This window comes from Mycobacterium sp. PO1 (genome assembly GCF_017312405.1).
Lineage (GTDB): Bacteria > Actinomycetota > Actinomycetes > Mycobacteriales > Mycobacteriaceae > Mycobacterium.
The window spans coordinates 82,685-101,339 of sequence record NZ_BLTG01000024.1 but is presented as its reverse complement, the minus strand read 5'-3'; the positions used below and the strand labels follow the sequence as shown (position 1 = coordinate 101,339).

Here is an 18,655-nt window from a genome sequence, read left to right as displayed (position 1 = left end):
CGGTCTTACTGCAGTCCCGCGGTGCGTCGCACCCGGTCGATGGCGCCACGCACGACCTGCTCGGTGGCCGCGAGCGGGGAGATGACCGATTCGCCCATCTCGACGATGCGCTCGACGCGAGCGACGACCCCTTCCATCCGGTCGACGACGTCGTGCAGGCGAGGAGCCAACTCGTTGATCTGGTTGATGGTCTCGTTGAACCGCTCCAGAGTGGCGTCCAGATTGCCGGTCGAATGGTTGAGGTCCTCGAGCGTCTCGCTGAGACCCTCCAGGATGGTGTCGACCTGCTCGACGGTGACGTCGGCGTTCAGCGCCGCCTGCGCGAGTTTGCGGATCCGTTCCGGGCCGGTCCGGACCGGTCGGTCACCTCTGTCTGCCATGACGCAAGTATGACGACTCGGCGCGCCGAACCGGCAGTGCCCCGGCGTCGAGACTGCAGCCACCGCGGGAAAGTGCGAGAGGGAAGCGCGGCCACCGCAGTGTGAACGGATGTGGCCGGCCGTTGTGAAGTGCATTCCTGCCAGCGGCCGGTCACTTTCTGCCAGTGGAAATCAACGGCCTGACCTGCGGGTTACACCGGGCAGAACTCAAGATCGGAAAGAGGAACCGAGATGAAGAGCATCACTGTCGCCACCGCCGCCGCTGCCGGATTGACCGCCGCCGTCCTGGGACTGGCCGCCCCCGCCGCCGCCGCACCCAGTGGCTCCGATGCCCAGCAGACCATCAGCCAGCTCGAAGCCGACGGCAACCGCGTCATCGTCAACCGCCTGTCCGACACCCCGCTGTCGCAGGCGACCGTCGTCGCCGTCCAGCCCGGACCGGCCCTGCGCGGCACCGTGCCCAACACCGGCTACAACGACGACAACCGCCAGGACGTCGTCACCGGCCAGGTCTACTACGTCGACATCCGCTGAGCGGATAAACAGGCAAGAGTCCGCTGAGCGGATAATCAGGCAGGAGTCCGCTGAGCGGATAATCAGGCAGAAGTCCGCTGAGCGGAGCTCCGCACACCGTTGAGACTGCGGCCACGGCGACGAAGTTCGAGTGACGTCCGCCGCCAGCGCAGTCTCAACGGGGAGAGCGCCTTGGAGAGTCAGAGCTTGGCGGCGGCGGCCTCGTCGAGCAGCCAGACCGTCGCCTCGGAGCCGACCGCCCCGGCGGCCGGCACCTCCGTCGGTTCGGCGCCGTTGACCGCAGCGGCCACCGCGTCGGCCTTCCCCTCGCCGGAGACCACCAGCCACACCTGCCGGGAGCGCCGAACCGCGGGCAGGGTCAACGTGATCCGGCGCGGCGGTGGCTTGGGGGAGTCGGTGACGCCGACCACCATCCGCTCGGTCTCGCGCACCGCCGCAGAGTCGGGGAACAACGAGTTGACGTGGCCCTCACCGCCCATGCCGAGCAGATGAATGTCGAATTCGGTGGCGGGGTCGACGAACGTCTCGGCGAGCAGCTGCTCGTACCCACCGGCGGCCGCGTCGAGGTCGTCGCCGAACTCGCCGTCGGAGGCAGCCATCGAATGCACGTTGACCGGTGGGATGTCGATGTGGTCGAGCAGCGCCTCGCGGGCCTGCTTGTCGTTGCGCTCGTCGTCGTCGGAGGGTACGAAACGTTCGTCACCCCAATAGATGTGCACCTTCGCCCAGTCGATCTCGCCGGCGCGTTCGCGCACCCGTTCGAGCAGCCCTATCCCGGTGCCGCCGCCGGTCAGCACGATCGAGGCTGAACCGTGCTCCTCGATCGTCGAGGCGATGGCCGACACCAGCCGGTCGCCTGCGGCAGCGACCAGCGCCGTGCTGTCGGAGTAGGTTTCGATGGTCGGTTTCATTGATAGGACACCTTGTCGATTCCGGTCAGCGCCTCGCGATAGATCTCGTCGGCATCGAGCCGACGCATCTCCTCGGCGAGGCATTCAGGGACATCTCTTCTTGCCAGTGGAACCAGCGCCACGGGCCGCGACGTGCGGCTCAGCGTCGCCGTAACACCCTCCTGCGGTCGGCTGAGCGTGACGGTGTCGTGATCCCGGTGCAGCTCCACCTTGAGCGTGCCGACCGACCGGGTCACCGTGCCGTCGATGCGGCTGGCCAGCCAGCCGGCCAGCATGTCCAGCGCGGGCTCGGACTTCAGTCCCGACACCACTGCTGAACGGATCGGCTCATGCGGCGGCTCGTCGATGGCCGAGGCCAGCAGCGCGCGCCAGTAGGTGATGCGACTCCACGCCAGGTCGGTGTCGCCGGGGTGATAGCCGGGCAGGCGACTCTTGATCGCGGCCAGCGGATCGGGGGCGTCGGTCGCGTTGGTGATCCGCCGGATCGCCAACCTGCCCAACGGATCCTCGGCCGGCACCTGCGGCGCGGTGTCAGGCCACCACGCCACCACCGGGGTGTCGGGCAGCAGGAACGGCAGAACGACTGCCGAGGGCTGCGCGGACAGTTCGCCGTGCAGACGCAGCACCACGACCTCACCCGCTCCGGCGTCACGGCCGACTCGCAGCTCGGCGTCGAGCCGCGAGTCAGCGGCGTCGCCGTCACCGGCCAGTGCTGCGATCACCCGGCAGGGATGCTCACGACTGGCGAACGTGGCGGCGTCGATCGCGCTCTGCAGCGTCTCCTCGCTGTCGGGGGCGATGACGAGGGTCAGCACCCGGCCCAGCGTCAGCGCGCCGCCCTCTTCACGAAGCCCGGTGATCTTCTTGTTGATCTCGGCAGTGGTGGTGTCGGGAAGTTCGACGATCATCGGGGCCCCCGGTTCCTCGCGCAAGCGCTCGTCACGGCCGCCTCCATTCCCGGTCCAGCCGATGCACCATCTCGAATGCCGACGGCGGGCCCCACGTACCCGACTCGTAGGGCTCCGGACGCCCTTGCCCGGCCCACGCGTCCAACACCGGATCGAGGATCTTCCAGGACAATTCGACCTCGGCGTTGACCGGGAACAACGACGGCTCGCCGAGCAGGACATCGAGGATCAGCCGCTCATAGGCTTCCGGGGAGTCCTCGGCGAACGCCGAGCCGTAGGAGAAGTCCATGTTCACATCTCGGACCTCCATCGCGCTGCCGGGCACCTTGGAGCCGAACCGCATCGTGATGCCTTCGTCCGGCTGGATCCGCAGCACCAGTGCGTTCTTGCCGAGCTCCTCGGTCATCGTGGAGTCGAACGGCAGATGCGGGGCACGCTTGAACACCAACGCCACCTCGGTGACACGACGCGGCAGTCGTTTTCCGGTGCGCAGGAAGAACGGCACCCCCGCCCAGCGCCGGGTGTCCACCTCGAGGGTGATCGCGGCGAACGTCTCGGTCGTGGACTCGGGGGAGAAGCCGCCCTCGTCGAGCAGGCCCGGCACCTTCTCGTTGCCCTGCCAGCCCGCCGAATACTGGCCGCGCGCCGAGGTCAGATTCAACGGCTGAAGCGGCCGGGTCGCCGAGAGCACCTTGATCTTCTCGGCCTGCAGCTCGTGCGGACCGAAGCTGACAGGTTCCTCCATCGCCGTCAGCGCCAGCAGCTGAATGAGGTGGTTCTGGATGACGTCGCGCGCAGCGCCGATCCCGTCGTAGTAGCCGGCCCGGCCGCCCAGGCCGATGTCCTCGGCCATCGTGATCTGGACATGGTCGACGTAGTGGGCGTTCCAGATCGGCTCGTAGAGCTCGTTGGCGAACCGCAGCGCCAGGATGTTCTGCACCGTCTCCTTGCCGAGATAGTGGTCGATACGGAACACCGACTCCTCGGGAAAGACGCTGTTGACCACCGCGTTGAGCTCGCGGGCGCTGGCCAGATCGTGCCCGAACGGCTTCTCGATCACGACCCGGCTCCACCGGTCCTCCTGCGGACGGGCCAAGCCCGACTTCTGCAGCTGTTCACACACGACGGGGAACGCCTTGGGCGGGATGGACAGGTAGAAAGCGTGATTCCCGCCGGTGCCGCGTTCGGCGTCGAGCTTGTTCAGCGTCTCGGCGAGCCGCTCGAAGGCCGCGTCGTCGTCGAACGTGCCCTGCACGAAGCGGAAACCTTCGGCCAGCCGGTCCCACACCTCTTGACGAAACGGGGTGCGCGCGTGCTGCTGGACGGCCTCGTAGACCACCTGGCCGAAGTCCTCGTCGGCCCAGTCCCGGCGTGCGAAACCCACCAGGGCGAACGACGGCGGCAGCAAGCCCCGGTTGGCGAGGTCATAGATCGCCGGCATCAACTTCTTGCGTGCCAGGTCACCGGTCACGCCGAAGATCACCACGCCGCACGGGCCGGCGATGCGGGGCATGCGCTTGTCGCGCTTGTCCCGTAGCGGGTTGTGCCATGGAGTCGTCACGGCCGGGAGGTCACTTCCCGGCGGCATCGAGTTGTCCCTTGGTGGCGTCGAGCAGCTCCAGCCAGGACTTCTCGAATTTCTCGACACCTTCGTCTTCGAGCACCTTGAACACATCGGGCAGGTCGATGCCGATGTCGGCGAGCTTGTCGAAGACCTCCTGGGCCTCCGCGGCACGGCCGGTCACCGTGTCACCGGTGACCACGCCGTGGTCGGCGACGGCGTCGATTGTCTTCTCCGGCATGGTGTTCACCGTGTTGGGTGCTACGAGCTCGGTCACGTAGAGCGTGTCGGAGTAGTCCGGGTTCTTGACACCGGTCGACGCCCACAGCGGACGCTGCACCCGGGCGCCGGAGGACTGCAGCGCCGAGAAGCGGTCGCCGCCGAGGAACACCTCTTCGTAGGCGGCGTAGGCCAGCCGGGCGTTGGCCACGGCAGCCTTGCCGCGCAGCGCCATTGCTTCCTCGGAGCCGATGCTCTCGAGGCGCTTGTCGATCTCGGTGTCCACGCGGGAGACGAAGAACGAGGCGACCGAGTGGATGCGGGACAGATCGTGGCCGGCCTCCTTGGCCTTCTCGAGGCCGGCCAGGTAGGCGTCCATCACCATGCGGTGTCGTTCGACCGAGAAGATCAGTGTCACGTTCACCGAGATGCCCTCCGCGAGCACCGCGGTGATCGCCGGAATGCCGGCCATCGTGGCCGGGATCTTGATGAGCAGGTTGGGGCGGTCGACGGTCTTCCACAGATCGATGGCCTGCAGGATCGTCTTGTCGGTGTCGTGCGCCATCCGCGGATCCACCTCGATGGACACCCTGCCGTCCACCCCGTCGGACTGCTCGTACTGCTTGGCCAGCACGTCACAGGCGTTGCGGACGTCGTCGGTGGTGACGGTGCGGATGGTGGCCTCGACGTCGGCGCCGCGCGCGGCCAACTCGTTGATCTGCTCGTCGTAGGCGTCGCCGGAGGACAACGCGGACTGGAAGATCGACGGGTTGGTGGTCACGCCGACCACCGACTTGGTGTCGATCAGCTCTTGCAGGTTGCCGGTCTGCAGCCGGTCTCGGGACAGGTCGTCGAGCCACACGGATACGCCCGCAGCGGACAGTGCGGCCAGATTCTGGTTCTGGGTCATGGTCGGATCCTCGGTCTCTCGTTGTGTCTGGTTGGCCGTCTAGTTGGCCATCGTGCGTTCCGCGGCGGCCACCACAGCCTCTGGGGTGAAGCCGAATTCACGGAACAGCGTCTTGTCGTCGGCGGACTCGCCGTAATGCTCGATGGACACGATCTCGCCGCAGTCGCCGACGAGCTTGTACCAGCTCTGGGCGATGCCGGCCTCGACCGCCACCCGCGCCGACACGGTGGGCGGCAGCACGCTGTCGCGGTATTCCTGCGGCTGCGATTCGAACCATTCGATGCAGGGCATCGACACCACGGCGGCGGTGATGTTCTTGTCCGCCAGCATCTTCTTGGCCTCGACCGCGATCTGCAGTTCGGAGCCGGTCGCGATGAGGATGACGTCGGCCTGGGCTGAGTCGCCGCCCAGTACGTAACCTCCACGGGAGACGCCTTCGGAGTCGGTGCCCTCCAGGACCGGGATTCCCTGACGGGTCAGGATGAAACCGACCGGGCCGCTGCCGTTGCCCCGGGCGATGATGCTGCGCCAGGCGTAGGCGGTCTCGTTCGGATCGCCCGGCCGGACCACCGACAGGTTGGGAATGGCCCGCAGCGCCGCCAGGTGCTCGATCGGCTGATGGGTGGGGCCGTCCTCGCCGAGGCCGATGGAGTCGTGGGTCCAGACGTAGATGGTGTCGATGTCCATCAGCGAGGCCAGTCGGACCGACGGCCGCATGTAGTCGGAGAACTGCAGGAACGTGCCGCCGAACGCGCGGGTCGGTCCGTGCAGCACGATCCCGGACAGGATCGCACCCATCGCGTGCTCACGCACCCCGAAGTGCAGCACCCGGCCGTACCAGTCGGCTGTGAAGTCGTCGGTGGAAATCGAGGGTGGTCCAAAGGATTTGACCCCATCGATGGTGGTGTTGTTGCTGCCGGCCAGGTCGGCGGAACCGCCCCAGAGCTCGGGCAGTTTGGGGGCGACGTCGTTGAGCACCTCGCCGAAGGCCTTGCGGGTGGCCATCGCCTTGGAGCCCGGCTCCCAGTAGGTGATGTCGGCGTCCCAGCCGTCGGGCAGCTCCTGGGCCAGCAGCCGGTCCAGCAGCTTCTTGCGCTCGGGTTCGCGCTCGGCCCACGCGTCGAATGTCGACTGCCACTTCTGGTGTGCCTCGCGGCCGCGGTCGACGAGTTTGCGGGTGTGCCCGATGACCTCTTCGCTGACCTCGAAGGTCTGGTCGGGGTCGAACCCGAGGATCTTCTTCGTGGCGGCGACCTCGTCCTCGCCGAGCGCGGAGCCGTGCACGCCGCCGGTGTTCATCTTGTTGGGTGCGGGATAGCCGATGATCGTGCGCAGCGCGATGAACGACGGCTTGTCGGTGACCTTCTTGGCCTCGGCGATCGCCTGCTCGATCGCGACGACGTTCTCGCCCCCCTCGATCTCCTGCACGTGCCACCCGTAGGCCCGGTAGCGTGCCGCGACGTCCTCGGACAGTGCGATGTTGGTGTCGTGCTCGATGGAGATCTGGTTCTTGTCGTAGAACACGATCAGATTGCCGAGCTGTTGGGTGCCCGCAAGTGAGGACGCCTCGCTGGTGACCCCCTCCTCGATGTCGCCGTCGGAGGCGATCACGTAGATGTAGTGATCGAACGGGCTCTCACCCCACGGCGTGTCAGGGTCGAACAGGCCGCGCTCGTAACGTGAGGCCATCGCCATGCCCACGGACGAGGCCAGCCCCTGCCCGAGCGGGCCGGTGGTGATCTCCACACCTCGGGTGTGGCGGAACTCGGGATGGCCGGGGGTCTTGGACTTGAACGTCCGCAGCGCCTGGATGTCGGACAGCTCCAGGCCGAAGCCACCGAGATAGAGCTGGATGTAGAGGGTGAGGCTGGAGTGACCGCAGGACAGCACGAACCGGTCCCGACCCAGCCAGCTGGTGTCGCTGGGGTCGTGGTTCATCTGCCGCTGGAACAGCGTGTAGGCCAGTGGCGCCAGGCTCATCGCAGTGCCGGGGTGTCCGCTGCCGACCTTCTGGACCGCGTCGGCGGCCAGCACCCGCACGGTGTCGACGGCCCGGGTGTCCACCTCCGTCCAGTCGTCCGGGTGGTTCGGCCGGGTGAGGGCGTTGATCTCTTCGAGCGTGGTCACGAGGAGCACTCCTTGACTTGGGCGGTGGGCATCCGGTTGTGAGTGGGTGATCCGCACCAACCACCCTAGTGCGGAACGCTGCGGCGACGCAGGGGTCATCCCTGGCCGGGGAGTCGGTGGGGACCCTGCGGTTCCGGGTACCCGCCCCGGCGGTCTACCATCCTCTGTAGTAGAAGTTCGTTGTTCGTCGTCGAGGAGTGGGTTGCGTGAGGATTCGCGAAGGCCATCTCGTCGACGACAGCCCGAACGGGTCCGTCCGCTTCCGCGACCGCATCCTCGGCTACATCGGGTTGACCAAGCCGCGCGTCATCGAACTGCTGTTGGTCACGACGATCCCGGCCATGCTGCTGGCGCACCGCGGCACGGTCGACCCGGTGCTGATCTTCAACACGCTGGTCGGTGGCCTGCTGGCGGCTGCCGGCGCCAACACGCTGAACTGTGTGGCCGACGCCGACATCGACAAAGTGATGAAGCGCACCGAACGCCGCGCCCTGGCACGCGCCACGGTGCCGCGCAGCCATGCGTTGATCTTCGGCTTGACCCTGTCGGTGGCCTCGTTCTTCTGGCTGTGGTGGACGACCAACATGCTCTCGGCCCACCTCGCAGGCGCCACCATCGCGTTCTACGTGCTGGTCTACACGTTGCTGCTCAAGCGGCGCACCTCGCAGAACGTGGTGTGGGGCGGGGCCGCGGGCTGCATGCCGGTGATGATCGGGTGGTCCGCGGTGACCGGCACGATCCAGTGGCCCGCGCTGGTGATGTTCCTGATCATCTTCTTCTGGACTCCTCCGCACACCTGGGCGCTGGCCATGCGCTACAAGGAGGACTACAAGGCCGCCGGTGTGCCGATGCTGCCCGCGGTGGCCACCGAGCAGCAGGTCACCAAACAGATCCTGATCTACACCTGGCTGACCGTTGCGGCGACGCTGGCGCTGGCGCTGGCCACCGGCTGGTTGTACGCCGCGGTGGCGATCGTGGCCGGCACCTGGTTCCTGGTGATGGCGCACCAGCTCTACGCCGGGGTGCGACGCGGCGAGCCGGTCAAGCCGCTGCGGCTGTTCCTGCAGTCCAACAACTACCTCGCGGTCGTGTTCCTCGCGCTGGCCGTCGACTCGGCCTTGGCCCTGCCCGCGCTGTTCAGCGTCTGACTCAGGGGACCAGCACCACCGACCCCACGGTCTGTCGGCCCTGCAGGTCCCGGTGGGCCTGCTGCGCCTCGTGCAACCGGTAGCGGTGGCTGACGGTCACCGACAGCGTGCCGTCGGCGATGGCGGTGAGCAGTTCGCCGGCCCGCCACGAGAACTCGTCGGGGGTGCGGGTGTAGTGCGCGAGGTTGGGTCGAGTCAGGTAGACCGACCCGGCCGCGTTGAGGCGCTGCGGGTCGACCGGGGGGACAGGCCCGCTGGCCGCGCCGAACAGCGCCAGCGTGCCTCGTACCGCCAAGCTCGCCAGGCTCGCGTCGAACGTCGACGCCCCCACACCGTCGTACACCGCGGCGACGCCGTTGCCGTCGGTGAGCTCGCGGATGCGGTCGCCGAACGCCTGCGCGTCGCCGGCGTCGCTGCCGGGATAGTCGAGGACCTCGATCGCGCCGGCCCGGCGTGACAGTTCGGCCTTGTCCGGTGTCGACACCGTGGTGATGACGCGAGCAGCCAGCGCGGTCGCCCATTGCGTCAGGATCAGCCCCACCCCGCCGGCGCCCGCGTGCATCAGCACGGTGTCGCCCTGCTGGACCGCATAGGTGGACTTGAGCAGGTAGTGCGCCGTCATGCCCTTGAGCAGGGCCGAGGCCACGGCGTCGGGGGCCACGCCGTCCGGCACGTAGGCGACGAAGTCGGCCGGCGCCAGACAGTACTCGGCGTATGCGCCGGACGCCTTGTCGGTGACGACCCGGTCGCCGACCGTCAGGGCGGCGACGTCGTCGCCGACGGCCTCGATGACGCCGCACACCTCGCTGCCGACGACGAACGGCAGCTCGCGCGGATACAGCCCGGAGCGGAAATAGGTGTCGATGAAGTTGACGCCGATCGCCTCCGCGCGGATCAGCACCTGGCCGGGGCCGGGTTCGGGTCGCGGCTTCTCCACGTGGGACAGGACTTCCGGTCCGCCGGTCTCGGCGACTTCGATGGCGTACATAGGCCCATCATGCCCGCCGCGGTGCCGGGCGCCCCCTCGGTAGCATTGCTTCGCCATGAAGACGGCCCGGCCCGACCTGTTCCACCCGCGGATCGTGTTCGCGGGGTGTCCGGCATTGCCGGACGGCGACGGCGATGACGCCGGACTGGTCGGCGCGCTGCGTCGCCGCGGACTGCACGCGCGCTGGATGTCCTGGGACGACCCGGCGGCGCTCGAGGCGGACCTGGTGATCCTGCGCGCGGCCTGGGACTACACCGAACGGCTGGACGAGTTCCTGGACTGGACGCGCCGGGTGCCGCGTCTGCTGAACTCGCCCGACGTGGTGGCCTGGAACACCGACAAGCGCTACCTGGGCGACCTGGCCGACGCCGGCGTGCCGACGGTGCCGAGTTGTTTCATCGCGCCCGGGCAACGCTTCGAGCTGCCTGAGGGTGTGCTGTCCCGGGGTGGCGAGATCGTCGTCAAGCCGGCGGTCGGCGCGGGGTCGTCCGGTGCGCTGCGGTTCTCCGAGGCGGAGGCGGCGGGCGCGCACGCGGCGATACTGCAGGCCGGTGGCCACACCGTGCTGGTGCAGCCGTTCGACCCGCGTGTCGAGGCAGGGGAGACGGCGCTGGTGTTTCTCGGCGGCGCGGCGTCGCACGCGTTCACCAAAGGCCCGATCCTCCCGCCGCCGGGGGGTGCGCCGGTGTTCGACGAGTCGGGTACCTACGCGCAGGAGCGGCTGTCGCCCGCGGATCCTGATTTCGAGCTGTGGGACCTCGGCCACGCGGCGCTGTCGGCGGCCGCGGCGCACCTGGGTATCGCGGTCTCGGAACTGTTGTACGCACGGGTGGACGTCATCGGCGGTCCCGACGCACCCGTGCTGCTCGAGCTCGAATTGGTGGAGCCGTCGCTGGGCTGGCGCCAGCTGAACGCGCCGAGCCGACTGCGTCAGCAGCGGGTCTTCGCGCTGGGTGTGGAGTCAGCGCTGGAGCGGTTCGGCCTCGGTCCGCTCTCGCATCGACGCCCATAGCGCCGCGGTGGCCGCGGTGCAGGCCGCCGCGCCGGCGACATGCAGCGCTACCAGTGCCGCGGGCACGCCGGTGAAGAACTGGATGGTGCCCAGCAGGCCCTGCGCGGCGACCAGGACCACGAGCACCGCCAGCCGGGTGCGTACTTCGCGCGGAGCACGCACAGCCAGAAGCCCGAACCCCAGGCCGATCACCAGCGACAGGTAGGCCACCAGCAGCGACGAATGCATGTGCACCAGCGTGGTGATCTCGATCTGCAGGCGGGGTACCGGGCGGTCCAGGCTCTTGTCGCCGGCGTGTGGTCCGGCTCCGGTGACCATGGTGCCCGTGACCAGCACCGCGGCGAGGGCCACGGCGCTCAGTGCCGCCAGCCGGCGCAGCGGAGCGGGGACGCAGGCGACGTAGCTGCCGGTGTCGGGTTGTCCGATCTTGACGTAAAGCAGCACCGCCAGCCAGACCATCGTCATCGATGCGAGCAGGTGAATCGCCACGGTCCACCACAGCAGTCCGGTGAGGACGGTGATGCCCCCGATCACGGCCTGCACCACCGTCGACGCGGGCATCAGCCAGGCGTAGAACAGGACCTCCCGGCGGCGCCGCGCCCGCACCACGGCGAGCACCGCGGCGGCAGCGGTGAGCACGACGAGGAACGTCAGCAGCCGGTTGCCGAACTCGACCGCCTGGTGGATGCCGGGTACCTCGGGATGGGGAACGGGGGTGAAGCTGCCCGGGAAACACTGTGGCCAGGTCGGGCACCCCAGCCCAGAGGCGGTCACCCGCACGATCGCACCGGTCACCGCGATCCCGCCCTGGGTGAGGATCACCGCCGCAGCGATGACGCGCTGCACGCGCAGGCTCGGTTCCGGAAGCAGGTCGACGAGCCGCATGAAGAGTCGTTTCACGGGCACCTTGTGATGGTAGAGGCTCGCTAACTACACCCCGTAGTAGGGGCGGTCAGGTGAACCGGAACCAGCGCAGCGCGCACACCGCACCGACCGCCCCCCACACCGCCAGCACGGCCAGCCCGAACCAGTCCACCGAGAGTGTCATCGCCTGCGACAGCGCCTCGGTGAGTGCACCCGACGGGGTCAGCCTGGCGACCCAGGCCACCGCCGACGGCACCATCGCGTCCTCGCCACTCTGGCCCTCGACGGTCAGGGCGCCCAACCCGGCGAAGACGAACCACAGCAGGTTCGCCAGTGCCAGCACGATCTCGGCGCGCAGGGTGCCGCCCAGCAGCAATCCCAGCGCGGCGAACACCGCCGTGCCCGCCGCGATGATCACCGCACCCAGCACCAGACCCGCCAGCGGCGGCCGCCAGCCCAGGGCCGCGCCGATGGCGCCGAGTACCACCGACTGCAGGATCACCACCGTGACCACGGCCAGCGATTTGCCCGCGATGATGCCCCACACCGGCAGCGCGGTGGCACCAAGTCGTTTGAGCGCGCCATAGCGCCGATCGAACGCCACGGCGATGGCCTGGCCGGTGAACGCGGTCGAGACGACCGCCAGTGCGACGATCGCCGGCACGAACGTGGCGGCGCGGTTGGGTCCGAACGATCCCAGCGGCAGCAACGTGAGCCCGACAAGCAGGGTGATCGGGATGAACATGGTCAGCAGCAATTGCTCGCCGTTGCGCAGCAGCAGGCGAAGCTCCAGAGCGAACTGCGCGGCCAGCATGCGCGGGACGGGGGCCGGGCGGGGATCGGGATCGAAGGTGCCCGGGGCGAATCGATTCTCGGTCACGATCGCAGCTCCCGGCCGGTCAGGTCCAGGAACACGTCTTCGAGGCTGCGCTGTTCCACGCGCATGTCGGTGGCCAGCACGTCCAGTCTGGCGCACCACGCGGTGACGGTGGCCAGCACCTGGGGGTCGATCCGGCCCTCCACGAGGTATTCGCCCGGCGCTGCTTCGACGGCCCGGTAGCTCTCGGGAAGCGCGGTGACGAGCAGGCTCAGATCGAGCTTGCGCGGGGCCCGGAACCGCAGTTGGTTCTCGGCGCCGTTGCGGGTGAGCTCAGTCGGGGTGCCGGTCGCCACCGCGGTCCCGTGGTCGATGATCAGGATTCGGTCGGCCAGTTCCTCGGCCTCGGCCAGCTGGTGCGTCGTGAGCACCACGGTGACCCCGTCGCGGCGCAGCGCGTCGATCAACTCCCAGACGACGATGCGCGCGTGGGCGTCCATGCCGGCAGTGGGTTCGTCCAGGAACACCAGCTCAGGACGTCCCACCACGGCACAGGCCAATGCGAGCCGCTGCTGCTGGCCGCCGGACAGCCGTCGGTACGGCGTGCGCGCCGACTCGCTGAGGCCCAGCGTGTTCAACAGCCACTGGGGGTCCAACGGGTGGGCGGAGTAGGCGGCCACCAGGTTGAGCATCTCGCCGGCCTTGGCGGCGGGATAGGCCCCTCCGCCCTGCAGCATCACCCCGGTGCGGGCCCGCACCTGTGCGTTGTCGGCGACGGGGTCGAGCCCGAGGATCTCGATGGAGCCGGCATCGGGTGCGAGGAAGCCCTCACACATCTCCACCGTGGTCGTCTTTCCGGCGCCGTTGGGGCCCAGCAGGGCGAACACCTCGGCCGACCCGACCTCTAGGTCCAGCTCGGACACCGCGGTCAGCGAGCCGTAGCGCTTGCTGACTCCACGCAGCCGCACCGGCGTCGATGAGCGTTCGCGCGGGGTCACGGGGATTCAGCGTAGGCGTCGCTCCTGGGTGCGGGCCGCGCCGGTGGTGAGGTGGGGTCGCCGGATGCCGCAGTGTCGTTGCCGCCGGCTGGGTCTGGATCCGGATCGGGCAGCGCACGCCACGGCAGGCGCCGGTAGGTCAGCGCCATCAGCACCGCCACGATCACCGTGCTGGCCAGCGTCGCCAGCACGATCTGGAACAGCGCGAAGCGGTCGCCGTTGGCGGTCGGCCCGAAGATGCCGACCACCAGCGTGACGACGATCGCCGCGACCCGGAACTTGGGCAGCGTGGCCCAGGCCGCGAGCGGAATGATCGCCCAGAGCAGATACCAGGGCTGGACCACGGGGAACAGCAGCACCGTGGCGCCGAGCGCGACACCCAGCCCACCGACGGGGTGCAGGCGCCCGCGCAGCACCGACAGCAGCAGCCAGGTCACGATGAGCGCGATCAGCGTCACGCCGATCGCGCGGGTCAGCGCCAGCACCGCGGTGGTGTGGTCACCGAGTCCGAGCAGGATGCCGACTTGCCCGGTGCCCAGGGCCAGCAGCGTCGGCGGCGACATCCAGCTGCGCACGACGTTGGCCGTGCCCAGCGTGAACAGCCAGCCGAAGCCCAGCCCACTGGCCCAGCCGATCAACGCCATCACCGCCAGCGCCACCGTGCCCAGTAGGCCGCTGGCGGCCACAAACGCCCGTACCGTGCCGCCCCACTGATGCGCCAGAGCCATCGCCACGAATCCCAGTGCCAACAGCGAGGGCAACTTGACCTGCGACGACAACGTGATCAGGACGGCGCCGAGCACCACGATCGCCAGCGGGGACCAGCGGGCCGGCCCGAGGGGCAGGTGCGGCGGTCGCGACGACGACCCGTCGTTGGCGGCTCGCATGGCCTCGATGCCGCGCAGCGCGAACTCGGTGCCGGCCAGCATGAGGCCCAGCATCAGCGCCTCGTTGTGAATGCCGGCCACCAGATGCATGAACAGCAGCGGATTGCAGGGGCCCAGCCACAGCGCGCTGACCTCCGCGACGCCGCAGCGGCGGGCCAACCGTGGGGTGGCCCAGACGATGAGTCCGACGCCGACGAGTACGACCAGACGATGGAACAACACGGCTTCGACGATGTTCTCGCCGGTGATGCTCGATATGCCCCGCCCGATCCACAGGAACAACGGGCCGTAGGGCGCCGGGGTCTCCCGCCACAGGCTGGGCACCGACAGCGTGAAGACGTGGTCCAACCCGAGGCCGGTCGCCGGTCCGACCCGGTACGGGTCGCTGCCCTGCAGCGAGATCTCGCTCTGGGCCAGGTAGGAGTACACGTCCTTGCTGTACATCGGCGGAGCGATGAGCAGCGGCAACGTCCACAACAGCAGCGTGCGGTCGAGTTGGCTGCGCGTCATACGCCGCTCACCGAGCGCGAACCGGCCCAGCATCAGCCAGGCCAGTGCCATCATCACCGCGCCGGTGGTGGTCATCGTCAGTGACACCGTCTGGATCCGTGACGGCAGGTTGAGCAGCCGCACCCCGAACGTCGGATCCTGGATGACCGGCCGGGCGCCGGCGCCCAGCGCACCGATGGCCATGAGCACGGTGCCGGTGGCGCCGAACAGCCGGGTGCGGCGCATCGCGATGAGCTCAGCGTCGTTCAGTGGTGTGCCGACCGCGCGCTCGTCGCCGTGCCAACCGGCGATCGAGGTGCTCAACGAAGAGAGGCGGCCTGCCACGATGGCAGCGTAACCGCCGGATATTCCCGGGCGGTCGGGGTAAGTCGATGTGAGCATTGCGACACCCACCGATAAGGGTGCCCTTCCTAGACCCTGTCGGGGAATTGCGTCACACTGGTGTTGTGAAAATCCGTACGCAGCGCTCGACCGCACCGAACCCGGTGTCGTCGCATGCTGTCGACGGTGACACCCACGGTCACACCCGTGGCGCGATCATCAGGCTCCTGCTGGAGTCCGGTCCCACCACCGCGGGTCGCATCGGCGACGAACTCGGCCTGTCCGCCGCGGGCGTCCGGCGGCACCTCGATGCGCTCATCGAGGCCGGCGATGCCCAGGCCAACGCCGCGGCGGCCTGGCAGCAGGAGGGGCGTGGTCGGCCCGCCAAGCGCTACCAGCTCACCGCAGCTGGTCGGACCAAGCTCGAACACACCTACGACGACCTGGCATCCGCGGCCATGCGGCAACTGCGGGAGATCGGCGGGGACGACGCCGTGCGCACGTTCGCGCGCCGGCGCATCGATGCGATCCTCGCCGGTGTCGAGCCGGCCGACGGGGACGTCCAGGAGGCCGCCGATCGGGTCGCCGATGCGCTCAGTCAGGCCGGTTACGCCACCACGACCACCCAGGTGGGCGGTCCGCTGCGCGGCGTGCAGATCTGTCAGCACCACTGCCCGGTGTCCCACGTGGCCGAGGAGTTCCCGGAATTGTGCGAGGCCGAGCAGCAGGCGATGTCCGAGGTTCTGGGTACCCACGTCCAGAGGCTGGCGACCATCGTCAACGGCGACTGCGCCTGCACCACCCACGTCCCGTTGAGCTCGGGCGCGCTGCCGCAACGGTGACCGTCCGAACCCGCACGACCTTCGGCGCACAGCCCGCGCCGGAGTAACCACCAGAGCAAAAGGAGTGTGTCGCAATGACACTCACACCGGAGGTCAAGCCAGAGGCGCTGACCCAGGAAGAGACCATCGCGTCCCTGGGCCGGTACGGCTATGGCTGGGCCGACTCCGATGTCGCAGGCGCCAGTGCGCAGCGGGGGCTGTCCGAGGCCGTGGTCCGCGACATCTCTGCCAAGAAGAACGAACCGGAGTGGATGCTCGACATCCGGCTCAAGGCGTTGCGCACCTTCGACAAGAAGCCCATGCCGTCCTGGGGGTCGAACCTCGAGGGTATCGACTTCGACAACATCAAGTACTTCGTGCGTTCCACGGAGAAGCAGGCCGCCAGCTGGGAGGACCTGCCCGAGGACATCCGCAACACCTACGACAAGCTGGGCATCCCGGAAGCCGAGAAGCAGCGCCTGGTGTCCGGCGTGGCGGCCCAGTACGAGTCCGAGGTCGTCTACCACCAGATCCGCGAGGATCTCGAGGCGCAGGGTGTTCTCTTCCTCGACACCGACAGTGCCCTGCGTGAGCACCCGGAGGTCTTCAAGGAGCACTTCGGCACCGTGATCCCGGCCGGAGACAACAAGTTCTCCGCGCTGAACACCGCGGTGTGGTCGGGCGGCTCGTTCATCTACGTGCCGCCGGGCGTGCACGTCGACATCCCGCTGCAGGCCTACTTCCGGATCAACACCGAGAACATGGGCCAGTTCGAGCGCACGCTGATCATCGTCGACGAAGGCGCCTACGTGCACTACGTCGAAGGCTGCACCGCCCCGATCTACAAGAGTGACTCGCTGCACTCGGCGGTGGTCGAGATCATCGTCAAGCCCGGGGGCCGGTGCCGCTACACGACGATCCAGAACTGGTCGAACAACGTCTACAACCTGGTCACCAAGCGTGCCCGGGCCGAGGCCGGCGCCACCATGGAGTGGGTCGACGGCAACATCGGCTCCAAGGTCACGATGAAGTATCCGGCGGTGTGGATGACCGGCGAGCACGCCAAGGGTGAGGTGCTCTCGGTGGCCTTCGCCGGCGAGGGGCAGCACCAGGACACCGGCGCCAAGATGCTGCACCTGGCGCCGCACACGTCGTCGAACATCGTGTCCAAGTCGGTGGCGCGCGGCGGCGGACGGGCGTCCTATCGCGGCCTGGTCCAGGTCAACAAGGGCTCGTACGGATCCCGCTCGAGCGTGAAATGCGATGCGCTGCTCGTCGATACGGTCAGCCGCAGCGACACCTATCCCTACGTCGACATCCGCGAGGACGACGTCACGATGGGCCACGAGGCCACCGTGTCGAAGGTCAGCGAGGACCAGATGTTCTATCTGATGAGCCGCGGTCTGACCGAGGACGAGGCGATGGCGATGGTCGTGCGCGGGTTCGTCGAGCCGATCGCGAAGGAACTGCCGATGGAGTACGCGTTGGAGCTCAACCGGCTCATCGAGCTGCAGATGGAAGGTGCGGTCGGATAACAGTGACGTCGAATCTGACTCAGGCTGTGGAGGGCTCGGCGCTCTCCGCTGTCAACAAGGGAGAGATCTTCTCGTCCTTCGACGTCGACGCCTTCGAGGTGCCCGGCGGTCGAGACGAGATCTGGCGGTTCACCCCGCTCAAACGGCTGCGTGGACTGCATGACGGGTCGGCGGGATCGGATGGCCGCGCCACCGGTTCGGCCGGCATCACCGTCACCGAGCGTCCCGGCGTCACCGTCGAAACCGTCGGACGCGACGACGAGCGGCTCGGCCAGGCCGGTGCTCCCACCGACCGCGTTGCCGCGCAGGCGTATTCATCGTTCGACACCGCCACCGTGGTGACGGTCGCCCGCGACACCGAGGTGAGCGAACCGATCGAGATCGCGATCACCGGTCCCGGTGAGGGCGCCGTGGCCTACGGCCACCTGCAGATCCGCGTCGAGGAACTCTCGCGTGCCATCGTCGTGGTCGACCTGCGCGGGAGCGGGACCTACGCCGACAACGTCGAGATTCTCGTCGGGGACTCGGCCGGCGCCGGAGTGATCTGGATCGCCGACTGGGCCGACGACATGGTCCACGTCAGTTCGCATCACGCCACACTCGGCAAGGATGCCGTGATCGGGCATGTGAACGTCACCCTCGGCGGAGACGTGGTGCGGACCACGGCGACGGTGCGCTACACCGCCCCCGGCGGGGACGCCCAGATGTTGGGCACCTATTTCGCCGACGACGGACAGCATTTCGAGTCCCGGCTCCTGGTCGACCACGCCCACCCGAACTGCAAATCCGACGTGCTCTACAAGGGGGCGCTGCAGGGTGATCCCGACTCGGCCAAGCCCGATGCGCACACCGTCTGGGTCGGCGACGTCCTGATCCGCGCCGCGGCGACCGGCACCGATACTTTCGAGGTCAACCGCAACCTGGTGCTGACCGACGGAGCCAGGGCGGACTCGGTGCCGAATCTGGAGATCGAGACCGGCGAGATCGCCGGCGCCGGACACGCCAGCGCCACCGGTCGTTTCGACGACGAGCAGCTGTTCTATCTGCGCTCGCGCGGGATTCCCGAGGAAGCGGCACGGCGGCTGGTCGTGCGCGGCTTCTTCAACGAGATCATTGCCAAGATCGCCGTGCCCGCGGTGCGTGAGCGTCTGACCGAAGCCATTGAACGAGAACTAGCCATCACGGAATCGAGAACCTCGTAACC

The 18,655-nt window shown here is 68.3% G+C and carries 17 protein-coding genes; 6 read left to right on the top strand and 11 right to left on the bottom strand.

From position 1 onward, the window contains the following. Positions 1-5: 5 nt before the first annotated feature. Complete coding sequence (locus J3476_RS11345; protein ID WP_207066580.1) at positions 6-380, bottom strand: ATPase; 375 nt, start codon at positions 378-380, stop codon at positions 6-8. A 231-nt stretch (positions 381-611) separates the two neighbouring features. Here J3476_RS11345 and J3476_RS11340 point away from each other — a divergent pair, with 231 nt between their 5' ends. Then, a complete protein-coding gene (locus tag J3476_RS11340; protein WP_207066579.1) occupies positions 612-914 on the top strand; it encodes a hypothetical protein in 303 nt (100 codons plus the stop codon). Positions 915-1,093: 179 nt separating this feature from the next. Here J3476_RS11340 and pgl read toward each other — a convergent pair whose 3' ends face one another. From pgl to tkt, 5 genes are read right to left on the bottom strand one after another with little or no spacing between them, the layout of a single operon-like run. Continuing rightward, positions 1,094-1,825, bottom strand: a complete 732-nt coding sequence (pgl, locus tag J3476_RS11335) for a 6-phosphogluconolactonase (protein WP_207066578.1) — start codon at positions 1,823-1,825, stop codon at positions 1,094-1,096. Continuing rightward, positions 1,822-2,733: a glucose-6-phosphate dehydrogenase assembly protein OpcA gene (gene opcA / locus J3476_RS11330; RefSeq protein WP_207066612.1), complete on the bottom strand. Its 912-nt coding sequence runs from the start codon at positions 2,731-2,733 to the stop codon at positions 1,822-1,824. The genes pgl and opcA overlap by 4 nt, the downstream gene beginning before the upstream one ends. A gap of 31 nt (positions 2,734-2,764) precedes the next feature. Beyond that, positions 2,765-4,321: a glucose-6-phosphate dehydrogenase gene (gene zwf / locus J3476_RS11325; protein ID WP_207066577.1), complete on the bottom strand. Its 1,557-nt coding sequence runs from the start codon at positions 4,319-4,321 to the stop codon at positions 2,765-2,767. After that, on the bottom strand, positions 4,305-5,423 hold the full coding sequence (gene tal, locus J3476_RS11320; RefSeq protein ID WP_207066576.1) for a transaldolase: 1,119 nt from the start codon (positions 5,421-5,423) through the stop codon (positions 4,305-4,307). Before tal ends, zwf begins: the two co-directional genes overlap by 17 nt. Before the next feature lie 39 nt (positions 5,424-5,462). Further along, a complete protein-coding gene (tkt, locus tag J3476_RS11315; RefSeq protein WP_207066575.1) occupies positions 5,463-7,550 on the bottom strand; it encodes a transketolase in 2,088 nt (695 codons plus the stop codon). A 206-nt stretch (positions 7,551-7,756) separates the two neighbouring features. Between tkt and J3476_RS11310 the strand changes: the two genes are divergently transcribed. Beyond that, on the top strand, positions 7,757-8,698 hold the full coding sequence (locus tag J3476_RS11310) for a heme o synthase (RefSeq protein ID WP_152517047.1): 942 nt from the start codon (positions 7,757-7,759) through the stop codon (positions 8,696-8,698). A 1-nt stretch (position 8,699) separates the two neighbouring features. On the opposite strand, the gene J3476_RS11305 is transcribed toward J3476_RS11310, so the two are convergent. Beyond that, complete coding sequence (locus tag J3476_RS11305; RefSeq protein WP_207066574.1) at positions 8,700-9,686, bottom strand: quinone oxidoreductase; 987 nt, start codon at positions 9,684-9,686, stop codon at positions 8,700-8,702. 55 nt (positions 9,687-9,741) lie between these two features. On the opposite strand from J3476_RS11305, the gene J3476_RS11300 reads away from it, so the two are divergent. After that, positions 9,742-10,698 carry a RimK family alpha-L-glutamate ligase gene (locus J3476_RS11300; protein WP_207066573.1) on the top strand — a complete coding sequence of 319 codons (957 nt, stop codon included), beginning with the start codon at positions 9,742-9,744 and terminating at the stop codon, positions 10,696-10,698. Here the strand turns inward: J3476_RS11300 and J3476_RS11295 are convergent. The 4 genes from J3476_RS11295 to mptB all read right to left on the bottom strand — a co-directional run bounded on the left by J3476_RS11295 (position 10,648) and on the right by mptB (position 15,098). Continuing rightward, positions 10,648-11,583, bottom strand: a complete 936-nt coding sequence (locus tag J3476_RS11295; protein ID WP_207066611.1) for a heme A synthase — start codon at positions 11,581-11,583, stop codon at positions 10,648-10,650. The genes J3476_RS11300 and J3476_RS11295 overlap by 51 nt on opposite strands. Positions 11,584-11,650: 67 nt before the next feature. Continuing rightward, positions 11,651-12,445 (bottom strand): ABC transporter permease, encoded by a 795-nt coding sequence (locus J3476_RS11290; RefSeq protein ID WP_286182910.1) that lies wholly within the window; start codon positions 12,443-12,445, stop codon positions 11,651-11,653. Beyond that, positions 12,439-13,377: an ABC transporter ATP-binding protein gene (locus tag J3476_RS11285; protein ID WP_207066572.1), complete on the bottom strand. Its 939-nt coding sequence runs from the start codon at positions 13,375-13,377 to the stop codon at positions 12,439-12,441. Before J3476_RS11285 ends, J3476_RS11290 begins: the two co-directional genes overlap by 7 nt. Further along, positions 13,374-15,098, bottom strand: a complete 1,725-nt coding sequence (gene mptB / locus J3476_RS11280) for a polyprenol phosphomannose-dependent alpha 1,6 mannosyltransferase MptB (protein ID WP_207066571.1) — start codon at positions 15,096-15,098, stop codon at positions 13,374-13,376. The genes J3476_RS11285 and mptB overlap by 4 nt, the downstream gene beginning before the upstream one ends. A gap of 56 nt (positions 15,099-15,154) precedes the next feature. On the opposite strand from mptB, the gene J3476_RS11275 reads away from it, so the two are divergent. The 3 genes from J3476_RS11275 to sufD all read left to right on the top strand — a co-directional run bounded on the left by J3476_RS11275 (position 15,155) and on the right by sufD (position 18,653). Then, positions 15,155-15,937: a helix-turn-helix transcriptional regulator gene (locus J3476_RS11275; protein WP_373889049.1), complete on the top strand. Its 783-nt coding sequence runs from the start codon at positions 15,155-15,157 to the stop codon at positions 15,935-15,937. A 74-nt stretch (positions 15,938-16,011) separates the two neighbouring features. After that, complete coding sequence (gene sufB, locus J3476_RS11270; protein ID WP_152517053.1) at positions 16,012-17,451, top strand: Fe-S cluster assembly protein SufB; 1,440 nt, start codon at positions 16,012-16,014, stop codon at positions 17,449-17,451. Positions 17,452-17,453: 2 nt separating this feature from the next. Further along, positions 17,454-18,653: a Fe-S cluster assembly protein SufD gene (gene sufD / locus J3476_RS11265; protein ID WP_207066569.1), complete on the top strand. Its 1,200-nt coding sequence runs from the start codon at positions 17,454-17,456 to the stop codon at positions 18,651-18,653. Positions 18,654-18,655 lie beyond the last annotated feature (2 nt).